The 17083-nt window shown below is 37.9% G+C and carries 18 protein-coding genes; 13 read left to right on the top strand and 5 right to left on the bottom strand.

What is annotated here, in order from left to right; all coding sequences use genetic code 11:
- Positions 1–28: 28 nt before the first annotated feature.
- The 3 genes from M3166_RS10015 to M3166_RS10005 form a co-directional block, all read right to left on the bottom strand.
- On the bottom strand, positions 29–757 hold the full coding sequence (locus M3166_RS10015) for a chemotaxis protein (RefSeq protein WP_251689632.1): 729 nt from the start codon (positions 755–757) through the stop codon (positions 29–31).
- Positions 758–819: 62 nt separating this feature from the next.
- Positions 820–1431: a CPBP family intramembrane glutamic endopeptidase gene (locus tag M3166_RS10010; protein WP_251689630.1), complete on the bottom strand. Its 612-nt coding sequence runs from the start codon at positions 1429–1431 to the stop codon at positions 820–822.
- An 85-nt stretch (positions 1432–1516) separates the two neighbouring features.
- Positions 1517–1702 (bottom strand): YkvS family protein, encoded by a 186-nt coding sequence (locus M3166_RS10005; RefSeq protein WP_008403508.1) that lies wholly within the window; start codon positions 1700–1702, stop codon positions 1517–1519.
- Positions 1703–1875: 173 nt separating this feature from the next.
- Here M3166_RS10005 and M3166_RS10000 point away from each other — a divergent pair, with 173 nt between their 5' ends.
- The 11 genes from M3166_RS10000 (at position 1876) to M3166_RS09950 (ending at position 13466) form a co-directional block, all read left to right on the top strand.
- A complete protein-coding gene (locus M3166_RS10000) occupies positions 1876–2064 on the top strand; it encodes a hypothetical protein (RefSeq protein WP_251689628.1) in 189 nt (62 codons plus the stop codon).
- Between the two features lie 88 nt (positions 2065–2152).
- Positions 2153–2338: an aspartyl-phosphate phosphatase Spo0E family protein gene (locus M3166_RS09995; protein WP_251689626.1), complete on the top strand. Its 186-nt coding sequence runs from the start codon at positions 2153–2155 to the stop codon at positions 2336–2338.
- Between the two features lie 330 nt (positions 2339–2668).
- Complete coding sequence (locus tag M3166_RS09990; protein WP_251689624.1) at positions 2669–3535, top strand: NAD(P)-dependent oxidoreductase; 867 nt, start codon at positions 2669–2671, stop codon at positions 3533–3535.
- 93 nt (positions 3536–3628) lie between these two features.
- The gene (locus M3166_RS09985) at positions 3629–4534 is read left to right on the top strand and encodes a chemotaxis protein (protein WP_251689622.1); all 906 of its coding nucleotides are present in this window, start codon (positions 3629–3631) and stop codon (positions 4532–4534) included.
- Between the two features lie 203 nt (positions 4535–4737).
- A complete protein-coding gene (locus M3166_RS09980; RefSeq protein ID WP_251689620.1) occupies positions 4738–6279 on the top strand; it encodes a Ppx/GppA phosphatase family protein in 1542 nt (513 codons plus the stop codon).
- Between the two features lies 1 nt (position 6280).
- Entirely contained in the window at positions 6281–8455 is a 2175-nt protein-coding gene (locus M3166_RS09975; RefSeq protein ID WP_251689618.1) for an RNA degradosome polyphosphate kinase, read from the top strand.
- 364 nt (positions 8456–8819) lie between these two features.
- Positions 8820–9587 (top strand): 2,4-dienoyl-CoA reductase, encoded by a 768-nt coding sequence (gene fadH, locus M3166_RS09970; RefSeq protein ID WP_251689616.1) that lies wholly within the window; start codon positions 8820–8822, stop codon positions 9585–9587.
- A 535-nt stretch (positions 9588–10122) separates the two neighbouring features.
- Positions 10123–10566, top strand: a complete 444-nt coding sequence (cbpB, locus tag M3166_RS09965; protein ID WP_008403498.1) for a cyclic-di-AMP-binding protein CbpB — start codon at positions 10123–10125, stop codon at positions 10564–10566.
- A 73-nt stretch (positions 10567–10639) separates the two neighbouring features.
- Positions 10640–11539 carry a LysR family transcriptional regulator gene (locus M3166_RS09960; RefSeq protein ID WP_353056559.1) on the top strand — a complete coding sequence of 300 codons (900 nt, stop codon included), beginning with the start codon at positions 10640–10642 and terminating at the stop codon, positions 11537–11539.
- A gap of 76 nt (positions 11540–11615) precedes the next feature.
- Complete coding sequence (gene dapD / locus M3166_RS09955; protein ID WP_251689614.1) at positions 11616–12329, top strand: 2,3,4,5-tetrahydropyridine-2,6-dicarboxylate N-acetyltransferase; 714 nt, start codon at positions 11616–11618, stop codon at positions 12327–12329.
- A gap of 15 nt (positions 12330–12344) precedes the next feature.
- Positions 12345–13466, top strand: coding sequence for an N-acetyldiaminopimelate deacetylase (locus M3166_RS09950; protein WP_251689612.1), 1122 nt, complete (start codon positions 12345–12347; stop codon positions 13464–13466).
- 49 nt (positions 13467–13515) lie between these two features.
- Here M3166_RS09950 and M3166_RS09945 read toward each other — a convergent pair whose 3' ends face one another.
- Both M3166_RS09945 and M3166_RS09940 read right to left on the bottom strand, forming a co-directional pair.
- The gene (locus tag M3166_RS09945; RefSeq protein WP_251689610.1) at positions 13516–14703 is read right to left on the bottom strand and encodes an MFS transporter; all 1188 of its coding nucleotides are present in this window, start codon (positions 14701–14703) and stop codon (positions 13516–13518) included.
- Between the two features lie 247 nt (positions 14704–14950).
- Positions 14951–15874 (bottom strand): DsbA family protein, encoded by a 924-nt coding sequence (locus M3166_RS09940; protein WP_251689609.1) that lies wholly within the window; start codon positions 15872–15874, stop codon positions 14951–14953.
- Between the two features lie 142 nt (positions 15875–16016).
- Between M3166_RS09940 and M3166_RS09935 the strand changes: the two genes are divergently transcribed.
- Together M3166_RS09935 and M3166_RS09930 are read left to right on the top strand one after the other, a co-directional pair.
- Positions 16017–16577 carry a TetR/AcrR family transcriptional regulator gene (locus tag M3166_RS09935; RefSeq protein WP_251689607.1) on the top strand — a complete coding sequence of 187 codons (561 nt, stop codon included), beginning with the start codon at positions 16017–16019 and terminating at the stop codon, positions 16575–16577.
- Between the two features lie 14 nt (positions 16578–16591).
- Complete coding sequence (locus M3166_RS09930) at positions 16592–17053, top strand: 8-oxo-dGTP diphosphatase (protein ID WP_251689605.1); 462 nt, start codon at positions 16592–16594, stop codon at positions 17051–17053.
- The last annotated feature ends 30 nt before the right edge of the window (positions 17054–17083 follow it).

Below are 17083 nucleotides of genomic sequence, written 5' to 3'. Positions count from 1 at the left end.
CATAATTTACGGGCGTCCTTTTTGGGGATTATTGAATTGTTAAGCCCATTTGTAAAAAGGCGTCTGTTAAGTCCGCTTGGACATTATCGTAAATTGTTAACGTAATAAACAAGTTTTCACGTTCAATTACAACTTTTACAACCTTTTCATCCTCTAATAAAGCTTCATATCCAACAATATTTAAAATTTCCTCACGTTCTGACAAAGTTGAAGCTAAATCCAGATCTTTCGTGCTTTCAGGTGCAATGGCAGAAATTGTTTCTTTTGCAGATTCCTTTAACTGATCAAAAGTTACATCTTCTTTTTTTACTACTTCAATCTGCATTGACGTAGCTTCATCAGCATTATTTAATAAACTATCGACACCTGGCTCTTCTGAAGTAAGTGTATAGTTTTCTAAATGCTGAATCGTGTAATTCATTTCATCACTTGTTGAAGTTACTACTTTTTCTTCAAACGGCTGGCCATTTGAAATGTAAGTCAATGTAGTATTATCAGCTTTATCTTCTTGTTCAGCTTTTGTTTCTTCTGATGTCTCAGTAGCTTCTTCTTTTTGGTCTGAAGAAGAGTCATCCGATTCGATTGTCTCGTCCGTCTCGTTTGTTTCTTGCTGTTCTTCGTTTTGCACTTGTTCTGTTTCGGTAGGTTCTTCTTTTGCTGCATTTGATGTTGTAGGCTCGTCTGTATCCGTATTACAAGCTGCCAAAAATGCAGATAAAATAACTACGGCCCCGACTTGATAAATTTTTTTCTTCATATGGATCCCCCTTTTACATGTATAGACGGAATTTAGAAAGATAAGTTTCTGCTTTAATTGTATCAGAATAATGGTAAAACTAAAAATAATAGTAAAACAAAGACAATATGGGTAACGATAATTAATGGTAAACTTTTTTTCCATTCATACAAAGCTCCCCAAAGCATACCAGCGATAATAGCTGCAAGAGCACCTGGAAGGAACCCGCTAATAGCTAGAGACAGTGAAAATAACATTGAAGTGATTACGACAGCCCAGAAAGGCGATGTGAATTGTTTTAATTGCTGCTGAACATAGCCTCGCCAAAACATTTCTTCCCCGACGGCTACGATAAAAATTAGCATTAAGTAATGGAAAATATTTTGAGGACCATATACATCCAAAAATTTCGTTATATCCTTTGCTGCGCTTTTATCGAGATAAGGCATTAATATATAACCGAGTTTTACAATACCATACGTAATTGTCCCGTACCCAATACCGTAAATCAAATATTGCCATGTTGGGATTCGGTCTTCAAATTTACCTGCCACTAAGCTGATTGCAATTCCAACTAGTAATGTAAAGGCATATAAATACCAAAAAATCGATTTTTCATAAAATGTAAAAAACATCATGCTGAAAATAAAAACTAATGCCAGAAGGAGTGTAATGATTTGTTTTCGGTTTTTCAATTGCTTCAACCTCCCCTTACGTATCGTAACAAAAATTACCCTTTTTATCATCATCTCAATGTTAAAAAGGGTAATTTGCATTAAATTATTCGTTATTAGCTAATATTTTATACCGTTTGTGATTAACAACTGTTTTTTCTTCCATTTCTAAATCATGAAAATTATCCATAATCGTTATATCAACGATAACGGAATTCTCATTCACTTTTTCAACGACTCCTTTTAAGCCGTCTTTAAACTCGATTATATTTCCAACTTCCGCAATTTTCATACACAGTCAGTCCCTTCATCGACTACTAATTAACAGTTTGCTTGAAATTATACTACAAAATTCAATTAGTTTGAATAATTTTATTAATTTACTAGGGTTTATTTGGAATATATTTTCGATTAAGAGTCTGATATATTGGGTTTATACATATAAAAATGGAAAGAGGGATCCATATGACAGACTATAAAAGTATTATCGATCAGTTGCGTAATGGTGAATTACAATCTGTAATTATAAAAAAAGAGGAATTTCTTCAGTTTCGCGAACATCTTATTAAAGATGAACAATTTAAAAACTTCCGTGGTGAGGCGAAACAAGGTGGGGATGTAGTTTATACATTTTCCGAAAATTCAAGATCATAACAAGTGTCGGATTTTGAAAATAGATTATTTTGTAAGAAGATTACAAAATGGGTATAATAATGGCAAATGACAAAAAGGAGGAAATAAATTGGGTAGACCTATCTCGAATGAGGCACTACTTTTGGCAATTGAAGAAAAGCGTAAACAAATGATTCAATCAGGTTTAGAAAATGGTTTACGAAGTGACAAAACGCTCCAGCTAAGCGTCCAAGTAGACAATCTAATGAATGCTTTTAATCAATCGAGAAGTGCACATCTGTTTTATAAACATTAAATTAAAAATATTTATAAAGTTTATGTTTAAAACAGTGATGAGAAGGGAAGAGTAATTTTGAACACAGCAACATTCTCATTTCCCCCTTTAGAGTAGAAGCGGACCAACGCTACTGCTCTCTTTTTTTATATATGCACGAATATCTAATTTATTCATACAAACCTTTAAATACTTCTGACAAAAACTCTCAAAATGATGAACGCATCCATGTATAAAATTATCCTAATTAATAAAGATGAATATATTTGATTTTGAATTATTGAAATACACTGACATTGAAGTTCTCTCTGATTTTGTTAAAATAAAAGAAAATACTAAAGGGGCATACATATGGAATCAAAAAAAATAGGGTTTATCGGTACTGGTGTAATGGGGGCAAGCATTGTCATGCATTTGCTGAATGCGGGTTATGAAGTGACAATTTTTACAAGAACAAAAAGCAAAGCTGCAGATCTTCTTGCTGCTGGCGCGAAATGGGCGGAAACACCGGCAGAAGCAAGTAAAGAGCAGGAGATTATCTTTACCATGGTTGGTTATCCAAAAGATGTAGAAGAAGTTTATATTGGTGAGAACGGTATTTTCTCTGCTGCAAAACAAGGGGCGATTGTCATTGATATGACGACATCCGAACCGACGCTTGCAAAAAAACTTTATCACGAAGCTAGCGAACGTGGAATGCATAGCCTTGATGCCCCCGTATCAGGAGGAGACGTTGGTGCAAAAAATGGTACATTATCGCTTATGGTGGGTGGCGACAAAGATGTATTTGAAAAACTGCAGCCGATTTTCGAACTGTTTGGACAAAATATTGTTTACCAAGGTGTTGCAGGCAGCGGGCAACATACGAAAATGTGTAATCAGATTGCGATCGCATCCGGCATGATTGGTGTGTGTGAATCAATTGCCTACGGATTAAAAGCAGGACTAACGATGGAAGAAGTTCTTCGTTCGATAACAGCAGGGGCAGCAGGATCATGGTCTCTATCCAATCTTGCCCCGCGTATGTTGAAGGGGAATTTAGAGCCGGGCTTTTACATTAAACATATTATTAAAGATATGAAGATTGCGCTTGATGAAGCAGAGCGCATGAATCTCCAATTACCAGGCTTAACCTTGGCGAAATCTATGTACGATCAGTTACTTGCAGAAGGCTATGGGGACAATGGGACACAAGCATTAATCAAGTATTATGAATGAGTACAAAGGGCATAATAATAAATAGTAGTTAAATAGTTCTTATGATACAATGGGGTTATTGTAAGCGTGGCAGTTTGGAAGGAGAGACATGTAGTGGAAAATCATAAAGGGATTTTACTAGAAAGTGGAACAAATGAGCTTGAAATTGTTGAATTTGAGGTGGCGAATAATAAGTTCGGTATAAATGTAATTAAAGTAAAAGAAATTATTCAGCCAATACCAGTGACATTTATTCCGCATGTACATCCACATGTTGAAGGCATAATTCAATTGCGTGGGGAAGTATTGCCGGTTGTTGATATGTTAAAAGTTTTAGGCATACCTACTGAAAACCGAAACCCACAGCAAAAATATATTGTGGCAGAATTTAATAAGCAACGTGTTGTATTCCATGTTGATAATGTTACTCAAATTCACCGTATTTCCTGGGATCAGATTGAAAAACCTTCGGATATGTATCAAGGTGGAGCATCTCAGGTAATTGGCGTAATCAAGTCTCAAGATGAAATGATTTTACTACTGGACTTTGAACGAATCATGGTTGACATTAATCCTGAATCTAGTATTAGTGTGGATGCTGTTAAGAAACTTGGCAAGCGTGAACGCACTGAAAAGAAAGTCATTATTGCAGAAGATTCACCGTTATTGCGTAAACTGTTATTCGATACGATGAATGAAGCAGGCTATGTCAATACGGAGTTTTTCGAAAACGGGCGTGATGCATACGAATATTTGGAAGCGTTGGCGAAGGCAGACAAACAAATTGAAAAACATGTACAGCTAGTTGTTACAGATATTGAGATGCCACAAATGGACGGTCACCATTTAACGAAGAAAATTAAATCGCATCCTGATCTGAAAAAGCTTCCGGTCATTATTTTCTCAAGTCTGATTACCGATGATTTACGCCATAAAGGCGAACAGGTAGGAGCGGAAGAGCAAATTTCGAAACCGGAAATTGCAGAGCTGATTTTACGCATGGATAAGTTAATTCTGTAAAAAATTATTTAATAATTGATGCATTGTTTTAAAATGTATAAAATAATGAGAAAGCCGGATACTTGAAAAAGTTATTCCGGCTTTTTTGTAAACTAAAAAGGAATTTAAAATTAATTGAAAATATTTGGTAGCAACTCTTTTTGAAGACGCTAATAAAGAGGGTAAAAGAATACAAAGGTATTCAGAAGGAAGTGAAGCGTATTATGAAAAAAATCAAGACAGCCATTATTGATATTGGTTCTAACACGATTCGACTTGTACTATACTCCTATAATAAAAACGAAGGGCTAAAGGAATTCGGAAATATTAAAACCGTAGCCCGTCTGCGCACATATTTATTGCCAAATGGGGAAATGTCCGAAGAGGGCATTCAGTTATTGGCTGAGACGTTAAAATCGTTCCGTTTAATATTGGCGGATTATCAGGTAACAGACGTAAAAGCGGCTGCTACTGCTGCAGTACGTCAGGCGATCAATAATGATGTAATTATTACCCGTATGAAAGAAGAAACGGGTATTCTGATTGATATTTTAACCGAAGAAGAAGAAGCCTACTACGGATTTGTTGCAGTTGCCCATTCAATGGATACTCCATCTGCAGTGACGATTGATATTGGCGGTGGTTCGACGGAAATTACGTTATTCATCAATAAAAAGCTCCAAAAAACGATCAGTTTTCCATTTGGTACTGTTTCTTTAAAGCAAAAGTTTGTAAGCGGAACGATGATTAATAAAAGTGAGCGTGAGAAGCTGCGAGCGTTTGTAAAAGAACAATTTAGCTCATTGAAATGGATAGTTGATGTAGGATTACCGGTTATTGCAATTGGGGGGAGTGCACGTAATATTGCCCAAGTTCATCAGCAGAAAATTGGCTATCCACTGTCTGGTGTTCATCAATATGAAATGAATGTGAGCGACCTACAACAACTGCGCGACTATTTAACAGAATTTTCGTACGATAATTTAAGGCAGCTAGATGGTCTTTCTTCAGACCGGGCGGATATTATTGTTCCTGCATTGGAGGTTTTTATGGCGCTCCTGTCTACTGTAAATTCGAATTCTTTCCAGGTCAGTAAAAAAGGGTTGCGGGAAGGTCTCATTATTAGCCGTGTTTTGCAAGGGAATCCTCAAGCATATGACAAATACAATGTTTTTGAAGAAAGTGGCCGGCAGCTTGCATTAGCCTATGGGCGTACGGAAGAGGAAGTAAAAACACTGGAATTTTTGACAGAACAATTATACCGAGGCTGTATTAATTTAAAGCTATTTGAATATAGTGAAGTAGATTTACAGCTAATAAAGAAAGCCGCAAAAGTTTATGGAATCGGAGAATATATCGAGCTGGATTCCTCCAGCCAGCATACATTTTATTTGATCTCCAATCAATCAATACCAGGCATGTCCCATATTAATCGGGTTAAACTGGCATTGCTGGCATCTTATAAAAACCGTGATTACTTTTTACGTTTTGCACGTCCGTTCGATTCCTGGATTTTAAAAGAAGAATTTAAAAAGCTGCGCGATTTTGGCGCAATTTTGAAATTTGTATACGCCTTGAACATGACGAAGCGCAATGTCGTTAAAAACATTGCAATTGAAAAGGTGAACAACCAATTTCACATAGAAGTACTGACTTCTGAACGGGCAATAGCTGAAATGGCTCAGGCGGAAAAACAGAAAAAGCATATCGAACGTGTTTTCAAAGGCGATGTAAAACTTAATTTCAAGGAAGAAAGGCAGGGTTGATATGACAATGAATATGGAAAAGGATCCGCTTTTTGATCCGGAGCATGAAGACTTTGAAAATAGTCCGGATTTCAGCATCGAGCTGCATGAGGAAATTGCTAAGCCACAGTATTACAACAACCGTGAACTGAGCTGGCTCGCGTTTAATGAACGAGTATTGGAAGAAGCTGAAGATACAAATAATCCGTTGTTGGAACGGATGAAATTTTTGGCGATTTTCAGTTCCAATTTGGATGAATTTTTCATGGTCCGGGTTGCGGGTTTGCAAGACCAAATTCGCGCAGGGTATCATAAGCCTGAAAATAAGTCGGGTTTAACTCCGAAAGAACAGCTTGCTAAAATTGCTGAACGTACGCAAGCGTTGGTAAGACGCCAAACGGAAGTGTACCGCCATTTAGTGCATGAACTTTTACCGAAAGAAGATGTGCATATTCTTGATTTGAAAATGCTGAATGCGCAAGAAAAAAGTTATATCAATGAATTTTTTGAAGAAACGATATTTCCTGTCCTAACACCTGTTGCGGTCGACGCCTATCGTCCGTTTCCCACATTGTTGGGACGTACACTCAACTTATTTGTCATGCTGGAAAACAGCAGTGAGGATTCGGAAAACCATATGGATAAAGTAGCAATTGTTCAAGTACCATCCGTATTGAATCGTTTTATTAAAATACCGTCAAATGGCAATAAGACGTTGTTTGTATTATTGGAAGATGTCATTTCAAGTAATATCGACCGTTTATTTTTAGGTTATAAAGTGAAATCGACCCAAGCATTCCGGTTAACGCGAAATGCGGATTTGACCATTCATGAGGAAGGCGCACAGGACCTGTTAGTGGAAATAGAAAAGGAACTGAAAAAGCGTAAATGGGGCGTCGGTTCACGTTTGGAAGTACGTGACGGTGAAATGAATGATGATGTGCTGGATTATTTACTGGATGAATTTGAACTGGGAGAGTCCGATGTTTTCAAAATTGATGGGCCGCTCGACTTAACGGCAATGTTCGGTTTTGTAAAAGAGATTTCGGTAGGACGGGAACATCTGGAGTATGAAAGTTTTATTCCGCAGCCTCCTCATGATTTACAGTCGGACGAAAATATTTTTGAAAAAGCGTTAACCCAGGATATATTTTTCCATCATCCATACGAATCATTTGGACCGATTGTTGATTTTATCGCAGAAGCAGCGGAAGATCCGAGCGTTTTGGCAATTAAGCAAACGCTGTATAGGGTAAGTGGTAATTCGCCGATTATTCAAGCTTTAAAGCAGGCTGCAGAAAACGGTAAACAGGTGACAGTTTTAGTAGAGTTAAAAGCACGTTTTGACGAAGAAAATAATGTGCATTGGGCGAAACAGCTTGAACAAGCAGGATGCCTTGTCATTTATGGAATGAACAATTTAAAAACACATTCAAAAATTACACTTGTTGTCCGTCGACGCAACGGGAAAATTGAACGCTTTGTTCATTTAGGGACGGGCAATTACAATGATGCTACAGCAAAAATCTATACGGATATGGGGATTATTACATCGCATAAGGAATTTGGAATTGATGCGACAAACTTCTTCAATTATTTAAGCGGTTATACTGACAAACCTGAATTCCATCATATTGTCGTCGCGCCTTTTGATATTCGTGATGAATTCCTTGATTTAATCGATAAGGAAATTGCATTACATAAAAAATATGGAAACGGGTTTATACGGGCAAAAATGAATTCTTTAACCGATAAGGATTTAATGATGAAGCTTTATGAGGCGTCGATTGCAGGTGTAAAAATCGAGCTGATTATTCGCGGTATTTGCTGTCTGCGTCCAGGCATCCCGGGAATTTCCGTTAATATAACCGTTTTGAGCATCGTTGGTCGTTTCCTTGAGCACTCCAGGATTTTCTGGTTCCATCATAATGGGGAGGATAATCTATATTTATCTTCTGCAGATATGATGACACGGAATATGATTAAACGAGTGGAAATTCTGTTTCCGATCTATTCACCAGAAATAAAATACCGGATTCAGCGCATTATGCTGCTCCAAATTAAAGATAATCAAAAAGTACGCATTCAGGATTCAAATGGGAAATACCACTATAAAGAGGGCCATCAAAGTGATGTCCGAATTAACAGTCAGGAAATCTTTCTAGCCGAATCACTCGGTCCGATTATGGAAGAATAGTAGAAGAGATTAAGCTATGGACGAAATGTTCATAGCTTTTTAAATTTGCCTGGGAGTGGGACAGGGGATTTATTAGAACAACTGAAGGCGAAATTAGAACAAAGCAAATACATTTTAGAACATGTTGAAGATATATTAGAACTTCGCAATTTTATTAGCACAAATAAATTTATATTAGACAATTTGACAATATATTAGAAGATCAGAATTTTCCTATATACCTTAAATAAGAAAATAGATTATAATTCCAGTTAATTATCGAATGAAACAGAAAATTTTATATTTTAGTATTTATTTCTCCTCTATTATAGTAAACTCTATTTATGAATGAGTGTTCATTTTATAGTCAAAGGGGATGGATAAAATGTTACAAGGCAAGACGATTATAATTACAGGCGGCTCTAGCGGGATGGGACTCGGAATGGCAAAGCATTTCGTGAAAGAAGGGGCAAATGTTGTGATCACCGGGCGTGACTTGGAGCGTTTAGCCAATGCAAAGAAGGAAATAGTGGAATTTGGTTCTTCTATCGAAACATTTCAAATGGATGTTCGCGAACCGGAACATGCACAGGCAATGGTTGCATTTGCTGCAGAAAAATTTGGACAAGTAGACGGCTTAGTGAACAATGCGGCAGGAAACTTTTTAGTGCATGCAGAAAAATTATCGCCGAATGGATGGAAGGCCGTTATTGATATTGTGTTAAATGGATCATTTTATTGTACTTCTGCAATTGGTCGCTATTGGATTGAAAATGGCATAAAGGGGTCGATTATCAATATGGTGGCTACATATGCTTGGGGTGCAGGAGCTGGCGTCATTCACTCGGCTGCTGCAAAAGCCGGGGTGCTCTCATTGACACGATCGCTTGCGGTTGAATGGGGCGGCCAATATGGGATTCGCGTAAATGCCATTGCACCAGGGCCAATTGAGCGTACAGGCGGGGCAGACAAACTATGGGAATCGGAAGAACAAGCGAAACGTACATTGGATTCTGTTCCATTAAAGCGTCTTGGCACGCCTGAGGAAATAGCCGATCTAGCGGTATTTATGCTATCGGATAAGGCAAGCTATTTAAACGGAGAATGTATTACTTTAGATGGTGGGCAATGGCTAAATCAGCATCCGTTTTAACTTTTTCAATTGATATCATAAAAGAATAAATTCCAAATTGTTGCTGCATACTATCGCTAACTGTTAAAAGGAGGCGATTGCAATCGGAATATGGCTTTATCCAACGATTTTCGTTGTCATCATTTTATGTTTTATAGGCTATTATTTAACGGTACGTGTTGGACATAATATCGAGGGCAGCGGTCAGGAACGTGATTCGGAAGTGCCTGAAGAAATTCAGGAGCATCCTTTTCTGCTCAACCCGATTATTTTATCGTATGCAGTTTTTGGAACATTTACAGGTATCATTATCTTCTATTATTGGGCAAGGGGTTACTGAAATTAATGCATAATGGGACGAATCTTCTCGTCTTATTATGCTTTTTCTTTTGTAATCATAGGCGCCTTTCATAGTCATAAAAATGATCCATATGGTATGATAGAGATTAGAGAAACTGTTTTGTCGAAAGACAGGGCAAAGAATAACGGCAGTAAGTTTTCAGTTTGTTTTAGTATGGTGCTGCCCGTTATTAGCGGGATAAAGGAGTAGAATGTCATGATTTCAACAAATAACAGAGCTTTACTAGATATGCCTATAAAAGATTTTATTATTTCATCTGAGAAGGTTGCCCATGTACAAAGTGGAAATAACGCTGAACATGCATTATTAGTTTTAACAAAAACGGGGTATTCTTCTATCCCGGTTCTGGATGTAAAGTATCGTTTAAAAGGATTATTAAGTACCAAAATGATAACGGAGTCTATTTTAGGATTAGAGCGAATTGAATATGATAGATTAGCAGACATTCGTGTGGATGAGGTCATGAATCAGGAAGTTGTATATTTAAAAATTACCGATACATTCCAACGTGCACTCGATCTAGTAATTAACCACGCCTTTTTATGTGTAGTCGATGAAGAAGGCACATTTGTCGGTATTATGACCCGAAGAATTATTTTAAAACAATTAAAGAAATATATTTACCAGCACAACGCTTAAAATAAAAGTCGACAAAGTCCTAAAGGGATTTTGTCGTTTTTTTAACCGTTTGTTCGGAAAGGAAGGGTTGTCAGTGACAGCAACAGAAGCAGAGATTATTAAAGTGTTGGCAGAAGAGAGAAATATGCGAAAAGCGGCAGAGCGCCTTTTTTTAACGCAACCAGCACTGTCACAGCGACTTCAATCAATTGAAAAAGAATGGGGCGTTCAAATATTTATTCGTTCCCAAAAAGGATTAACTCCAACGCCTGCGGGAGAACTGGTCATTCAGTATTCGAATGATTTGATTATAAAGCGGGAGGAAATTTTTGAAACGATTCACTCTTTGAATACAAAAGTGCACGGTACATTAAAAATTGCCTGTGCTTCAATTGTCGGTCAAAATTGGCTGCCAAAAGTATTAAAAGACTATGTAACGAAATATCCGGATACGAAAATTTCGTTAATTACTGGATGGAGCTCTGAAATCATAAAAGCTCTTTATGATGGGGAAGCGCATATTGGCATTGTCCGTGGACAGGCAGAGTGGAAAGGGAAAAAAATTCATTTGTTCCGCGATACGATGTATTTAGTAGATAAGGAAATTCAGGATATGGAAGATATATTGACATCCGATCGCCCATTTATTCAATTTAAAAGCGATTCGAATTATTACCAGGAAATTCAGCAATGGTGGCAACGTCATTTCAACTACAATCCAAAACATCAAATCATTGTGGACCAAATTGAAACGTGCAAGCAGATGGCACTAAATGGTATCGGCTATGCAATTTTGCCTTCAATTACATTGAACGGTGAAGAAAAAGTTCATAAAATTCCTTTGTCTAATAATGGAGGAGACGATGGATTAACTCGCGATACATGGCTGATCGGATATGAATCAACATTCGAACTACGCCAAGTGGAAGCTTTTGTCGACTTAGTACAAGACCATGCACGCTGCCTGTACGATTATCCAAGTGAAACCAGCTAAAAAAATAGTTTTAATATTACTGAAAATTTAGTACAATTATTCATGTTAAAAAATCTAACACGCAGCGAGGTGTCATATGGAAAAATTAAATGCACAACAAATTATTGATTTTATTTCAGAAGCAAAAAAGGTAACACCAGTAAAAGTTTATGTAAAGGGAATTGGTGTTGCGGATTTATCATTTGGTACCGAAAGCAAAGTGTTTGGTGAAGGAAATAATGCGGTAGTGTTTGGCGAATGGTCTGAAATTGAAGCATCACTAAAAAAATATGCAGATCTTATCGAAGACTATGTAGTAGAAAGCGATCGTCGTAATTCAGGTGTACCGCTTTTAGATACGAAAAAAATAAATGCACGAATTGAACCAGGTGCAATTATCCGTGATCAAGTTACAATCGGTGACAATGCAGTAATTATGATGGGTGCCATTATTAATATTGGTGCAGAAATCGGTGCAAAATCAATGATTGATATGGGCGCGGTACTAGGTGGTCGTGCAACAGTAGGAGCAAACTGCCATATTGGTGCAGGAACTGTTCTTGCAGGGGTAGTAGAACCACCGAGTGCGTTACCGGTTGTTGTAGAAGATGATGTTGTCATCGGCGCAAATGCCGTAGTATTGGAAGGTGTTCGCATCGGTAAAGGAGCAGTAGTAGCAGCTGGAGCAATCGTTATTAAAGACGTTGAGCCATTCACAGTCGTTGCAGGCGTACCAGCTCGTCAAATCAAAGTATTGGATGAAAAAACAAAGTCGAAAACAGAAATTATCGATTCACTGCGTAATTTATAAAAAGGCGGGAACGACATGAGGCATCTTATTGAAGTAAGACGAGACCTACATAAAATTCCTGAAGTAGGCTTTAATGAATTTAGAACACAGAGCTATTTACTCCAATTTATTTTAAACCTAGATCAGCAGCATTTGCAAATAACAACGTGGAAAACAGGAATTGTTGTATTTATCCAAGGAACAAACCCGTCAAAGCTGATTGGTTGGCGTACAGATATAGATGCACTTCCTGTACAAGAAGAAACGGGACTCCCTTTTGAGTCGGAGTATGCCGGATTTATGCATGCTTGCGGTCATGATTGTCATATGTCTATTGCGCTTGGACTTGTCGAGGCGTTTTCAAAACAGCCGCCTGTTCAAAATGTCGTTGTATATTTCCAGCCTGCTGAGGAAGGTCCAGGCGGGGCAGAACCGATGCTGGAATGGCTAAAAGCAGAACAGCCTCATCTTGTTGCAGATGAAATCTATGCTTTACATATCGCTCCGGAATATCCGGTAGGTACGATTGCAACGAGACCAGGGCTTCTGTTTGCCAATACTTCCGAGCTGTTTATTGATTTGAAAGGGATTGGCGGCCATGCAGCCTATCCGCATAAAACAAGGGATATGACCATTGCGGCAGCCAATTTAGTGATGCAGCTGCAAACAATTATTAGCAGAAATGTAAATCCAATGGATAGTGCAGTCATTACGATCGGGAAAATGACTTCTGGTACAGTTCAGAATGTCATTGCAGAAAATGCGCGTCTTGAAGGAACAATTCGAACATTGAATGCACAGGCAATGGCAGAAGTAAAACGTCGTATTGAAGCAATATGCAAAGGAATTGAAGCCGCATTTGAATGCGCTATCGCTATTGATTACGGCTCAATGTATTATGAAGTAAACAATGATGCAAACTGTGCCAATGCCTTGCTGGAGTTTGCCGAACAGTTTGAAGGGACTACCGCTTATGAATGTCCTGCTGCAATGACAGGTGAAGACTTCGGTTATTTCATCAAGGATTTGCCAGGTGCGATGTTCTGGACAGGAGCCGATTCAAACTACGGACTCCACCATGCTAAAATGGCACCGGACGAATCACTCATTCCTCTAAATTGCCGCTTCGTCGAACAATTTATCCGCCAGCTTGTTTAACATATAAAAAGGGCTATCCAATTTAATTTTGGATAGCCCTTTTTGATTTTTAAGAAGCAGCTCTCATTAAATGAGGCGCTTTTTTGACTGTCCATAAATAGGCAAGCGTGAAACAGCCGACAAGCACAAAGGTACCTAAAATGTATGGCGAATTCGGGTTCCAATCGAACAGGACACCGGCAAGCGCTGGACCGAACATATTGCCAAGACTCATATAAGCATTGTTCATACCGGCAGCAAAGCCTTGTTCATTACCAGCAAGCTTTGAAATAAGTGTATTTACTGCAGGACGAATAAATGTAGTGGCAATCGAGAACAGTGTAGCGACAACTAAAATAATGAAGAAACCACTAATGTAAATAACGAGCAGCATCATTGCGGCCGCCAACAATAAGTTGACTAAAATAACCTTCATTTCCCCGAAACGTTTAAACAATTTATTCACGACAAACATTTGCAATACTACACCCGCAAACCCGCCGACTGTTAAAATAATGGCGATTTCCGATGGGGTATAACCAAATTTATGGTCTAAATAAAGCGTTAAAGTTGCTTGGAAATTGGAAATACCAAAACTGAACGTGAAGACGATGATTAAAAAGATGAAATAGGAGGTCTTCACAGATTTGACCATTTGCATTGCCAGTTTTTCTCGTGGCGCAATTGTCTCTCGAATATTTTTAATATTAGGTAAATATATAGCGGACATAATTGCAGCCATATATGCTACAGCACCGGCTAAAAAGAAAGGGAATGTCAAATTTACTTCAGATAAGAATCCGCCTACACCCGGACCGACCATAAAGCCTAAAGACATTGCGGCACCAATCATGCCCATCCCTTTGCCGCGCTCTTCAAATGTCGTTATATCGGCTACAAATGCCATAATTGGCGCCATAATGAATGCCGCGCCTGTCCCGCTTAAAAATCGTGCTAAAAATAATACCCATACCTCTGAAGCGAGACCGAATAAAATTTGTGAAGACCCATACACGATCAGTCCGCCAATAATAAACATTTTCCGGCCATGGCGGTCCGACAAATCTCCGGCAACCGGAGAGAACAGAAACTGTGCGAGAGCGAAGCCTGCAATTAAAAAGCCGAGCACTTGTCCACCGACACCGAACACTTGCAAATAGGCAGGCATAACAGGAACAATAATCCCGATACCGCCCATTGTAATGAACATATTAAACATTAATAAATAAAGCGCTAACTTATTGGATTTCTCTGTCATATAATTCCAGCCTTCCTGTTTAGGTATTTCGATACTAGAAATATATATTTATACTAAATATCATACTCTAAAAATTTCAAAATTGCATTTAATCATATCATATCTTAAAAAAGAAATTGTTACTAAGATCTATTTGCATGCAGCTGATAGAAGTCATGAACTATCGGGTATTTATGCTAAAAAGTATACCCCTTACACATAATACTTTTGTGTAAGGGGTACATTAAAATTCAGTATTTAATGAACATTATTTCGTTACGATATAGGATTCACCGAGAATTTCATGCAACGTGTATTCGTTTGATGAAAGTTGCTGATTAATAAAAGATTGAACAACCGATTTTTCCAGATCGTACATCACTTCAATTTCTTTAGAAAAAATTAGCTTTTCCGTTTTTAGAAGTGTAGGTAAGGATGGTCGTTCTGTTGGTTGAAGTTCCTCGGTATCAATAACTTGTTTTAAACCGTCAATATAGGCCTGTAACGGCTGACCACCAACAATTTTAACACCTTTATTTTCCTTGTTCACTATGACGATCGTTGGGAAACCTCTAACTCCGAGAGTTTTCACAAGGTCGAAATCTTCATTTAATAATTGTTGTCCGATTGGTTGCTCTGCTTTACTTACAATTGATTCGCCATCAAGTCCTAGCTGATTGACAAGTTCCACTAAAACAGATCGTTCAGAAATATTCTCGTTAAAAACAAAAAGGGCTTCTCTTGCACGACGTAAATATTCGGATGCAATATTCTCGCTATAATTCTTTTGGAGTACTTTGAAAACATGAGATGGAGGATAAGATGATTGAACAGGATTATCCACCATTAAAGAACCATCAATCGGCATTCTTGAATACTGACCTACTTCCCGCCAATGTCCTGCTACGTCAGCTGGCTTATATATTCCGTTTGCAGGATCAATAGGTCCATCATGCCATTTTTCCAGCAAGCCACCCATTACTGTATGGAAGTTGAAATGCTTTCCAAACTGTTTTACAAAACGGCCAATTACAGGTTCAATTGCCCAGCAATGCGAACAAATAGGATCTGTTACATAATAAAGGTCCACTGATTTTTCCTGTTTGTTAAAATCAATTAGTTCCAATTCATTTTCCTCAGCCACACCACAAACCCCAGTTACTAAATCACAAACCATATTATTATTTTTCAATGTCAATTCCTCCCTTAAGTGATATCTTTGTTCTATAATTGAATTGTAAAATATGTTAAATACATTGAGTACCGATAGTTCGGGCGATATGTTGTATATTCAACACATTCGAAAATCTGTATAAAAAATAGGAGGGATAATAATGAAGGAAGTAAAAGTTGATCCTAGAATACGTCGTACACGTAAACTAATAATGGATGCTTTTATAGAACTTTCAAGTCAGAAGGAATTTAAGGATATAACGGTGAAGGATATTACAGCTGAGGCGATGATTAACCGTGCAACTTTCTATTATCATTTTGAAGATATTTACGAACTTTTGGATAAATCATTATCGGAAGTATTATTAGTTAATTTAGACTGTGAGACGTACAAAAGCAGTGAACTAAATGAAGAAGTGGTATGCAGCATTTTCAAGGCTATTACAGATTTCCAAATGTCACTATCTACACGTTGCCATCGGGGGTATGAAGATACGATTGCTCGAATTATCAGGGAACAGCTTGAAATTATTTTTTATCAAATGCTCCTTAAACAGCGTGCCAATGAAGATATGCAAGCATTAAAGCTTACGGCACTCATGTTGAGCTGGGGGATATACGGAGCTTCTGTGGAGTGGAAAAGAAGCGGTGAAAAAGTTGAACCGGAAACCTATATTAAATCAGTAATACCATATATCATGTCTGGAATTAGCGGCATGTGAAAGGGGAGGTATAGATGAATTATAAATTTTGGACTGTTGTAATGATACAAAAAGAGGATCGTGTGTTATTGCTCAATCGCCAGCATGATCATTTCAAAGGCTATATTCCACCAGGTGGTAAAGTGGACTTTCCTGAAGGCTTTGCTGAAGGGGCAATCCGGGAAGTAAAAGAAGAGACAGGACTGGATGTACAGTCTTTAGTATTTAAAGGAATCTCCCATTATACAAATCCGGAACTGCACGATCATTTTATTATTTATAACTATTGGACGGATCATTTTATGGGCGAAGTTTTAGGCTCCTGCAATGAAGGGGAGCTGGAGTGGGTAAAAATAAGCGAAGCCAGGAATTACCCGATGCAGGAAGACATTCAAGTGCGCTTCGATTTATTCTTTGAGCCAGGGACATTTGAAATTCATACAATGTGGGATGAACGAAACAATCAAATCGATAAGCGAATCATACATAAGCTATAAAAAAGCGTGACCAAAAATTTTGGTCACGCT

This window comes from Solibacillus isronensis, from assembly GCF_023715405.1.
GTDB lineage: Bacteria > Bacillota > Bacilli > Bacillales_A > Planococcaceae > Solibacillus > Solibacillus isronensis_B.
Note: the sequence above shows the minus strand (reverse complement) of the source record. Positions and strands in the feature narration are given on the sequence as shown.

Excerpts from the sequence above, each read along its gene's own strand:
- M3166_RS10005 (WP_008403508.1), bottom strand. The coding sequence starts at position 1,702 with ATGAAAATTGCGGAAGTTGGAAATATAATCGAGTTTAAAGACGGCTTA.
- M3166_RS09975 (WP_251689618.1), top strand. The coding sequence starts at position 6,281 with ATGACAATGAATATGGAAAAGGATCCGCTTTTTGATCCGGAGCATGAA.
- M3166_RS10015 (WP_251689632.1), bottom strand. The coding sequence starts at position 757 with ATGAAGAAAAAAATTTATCAAGTCGGGGCCGTAGTTATTTTATCTGCA.
- fadH (WP_251689616.1), top strand. The coding sequence starts at position 8,820 with ATGTTACAAGGCAAGACGATTATAATTACAGGCGGCTCTAGCGGGATG.
- M3166_RS10000 (WP_251689628.1), top strand. The coding sequence starts at position 1,876 with ATGACAGACTATAAAAGTATTATCGATCAGTTGCGTAATGGTGAATTA.
- M3166_RS09945 (WP_251689610.1), bottom strand. The coding sequence starts at position 14,703 with ATGACAGAGAAATCCAATAAGTTAGCGCTTTATTTATTAATGTTTAAT.
- M3166_RS09930 (WP_251689605.1), top strand. The coding sequence starts at position 16,592 with ATGAATTATAAATTTTGGACTGTTGTAATGATACAAAAAGAGGATCGT.
- M3166_RS09950 (WP_251689612.1), top strand. The coding sequence starts at position 12,345 with ATGAGGCATCTTATTGAAGTAAGACGAGACCTACATAAAATTCCTGAA.
- M3166_RS09990 (WP_251689624.1), top strand. The coding sequence starts at position 2,669 with ATGGAATCAAAAAAAATAGGGTTTATCGGTACTGGTGTAATGGGGGCA.
- M3166_RS09980 (WP_251689620.1), top strand. The coding sequence starts at position 4,738 with ATGAAAAAAATCAAGACAGCCATTATTGATATTGGTTCTAACACGATT.
- M3166_RS09935 (WP_251689607.1), top strand. The coding sequence starts at position 16,017 with ATGAAGGAAGTAAAAGTTGATCCTAGAATACGTCGTACACGTAAACTA.
- cbpB (WP_008403498.1), top strand. The coding sequence starts at position 10,123 with ATGATTTCAACAAATAACAGAGCTTTACTAGATATGCCTATAAAAGAT.
- dapD (WP_251689614.1), top strand. The coding sequence starts at position 11,616 with ATGGAAAAATTAAATGCACAACAAATTATTGATTTTATTTCAGAAGCA.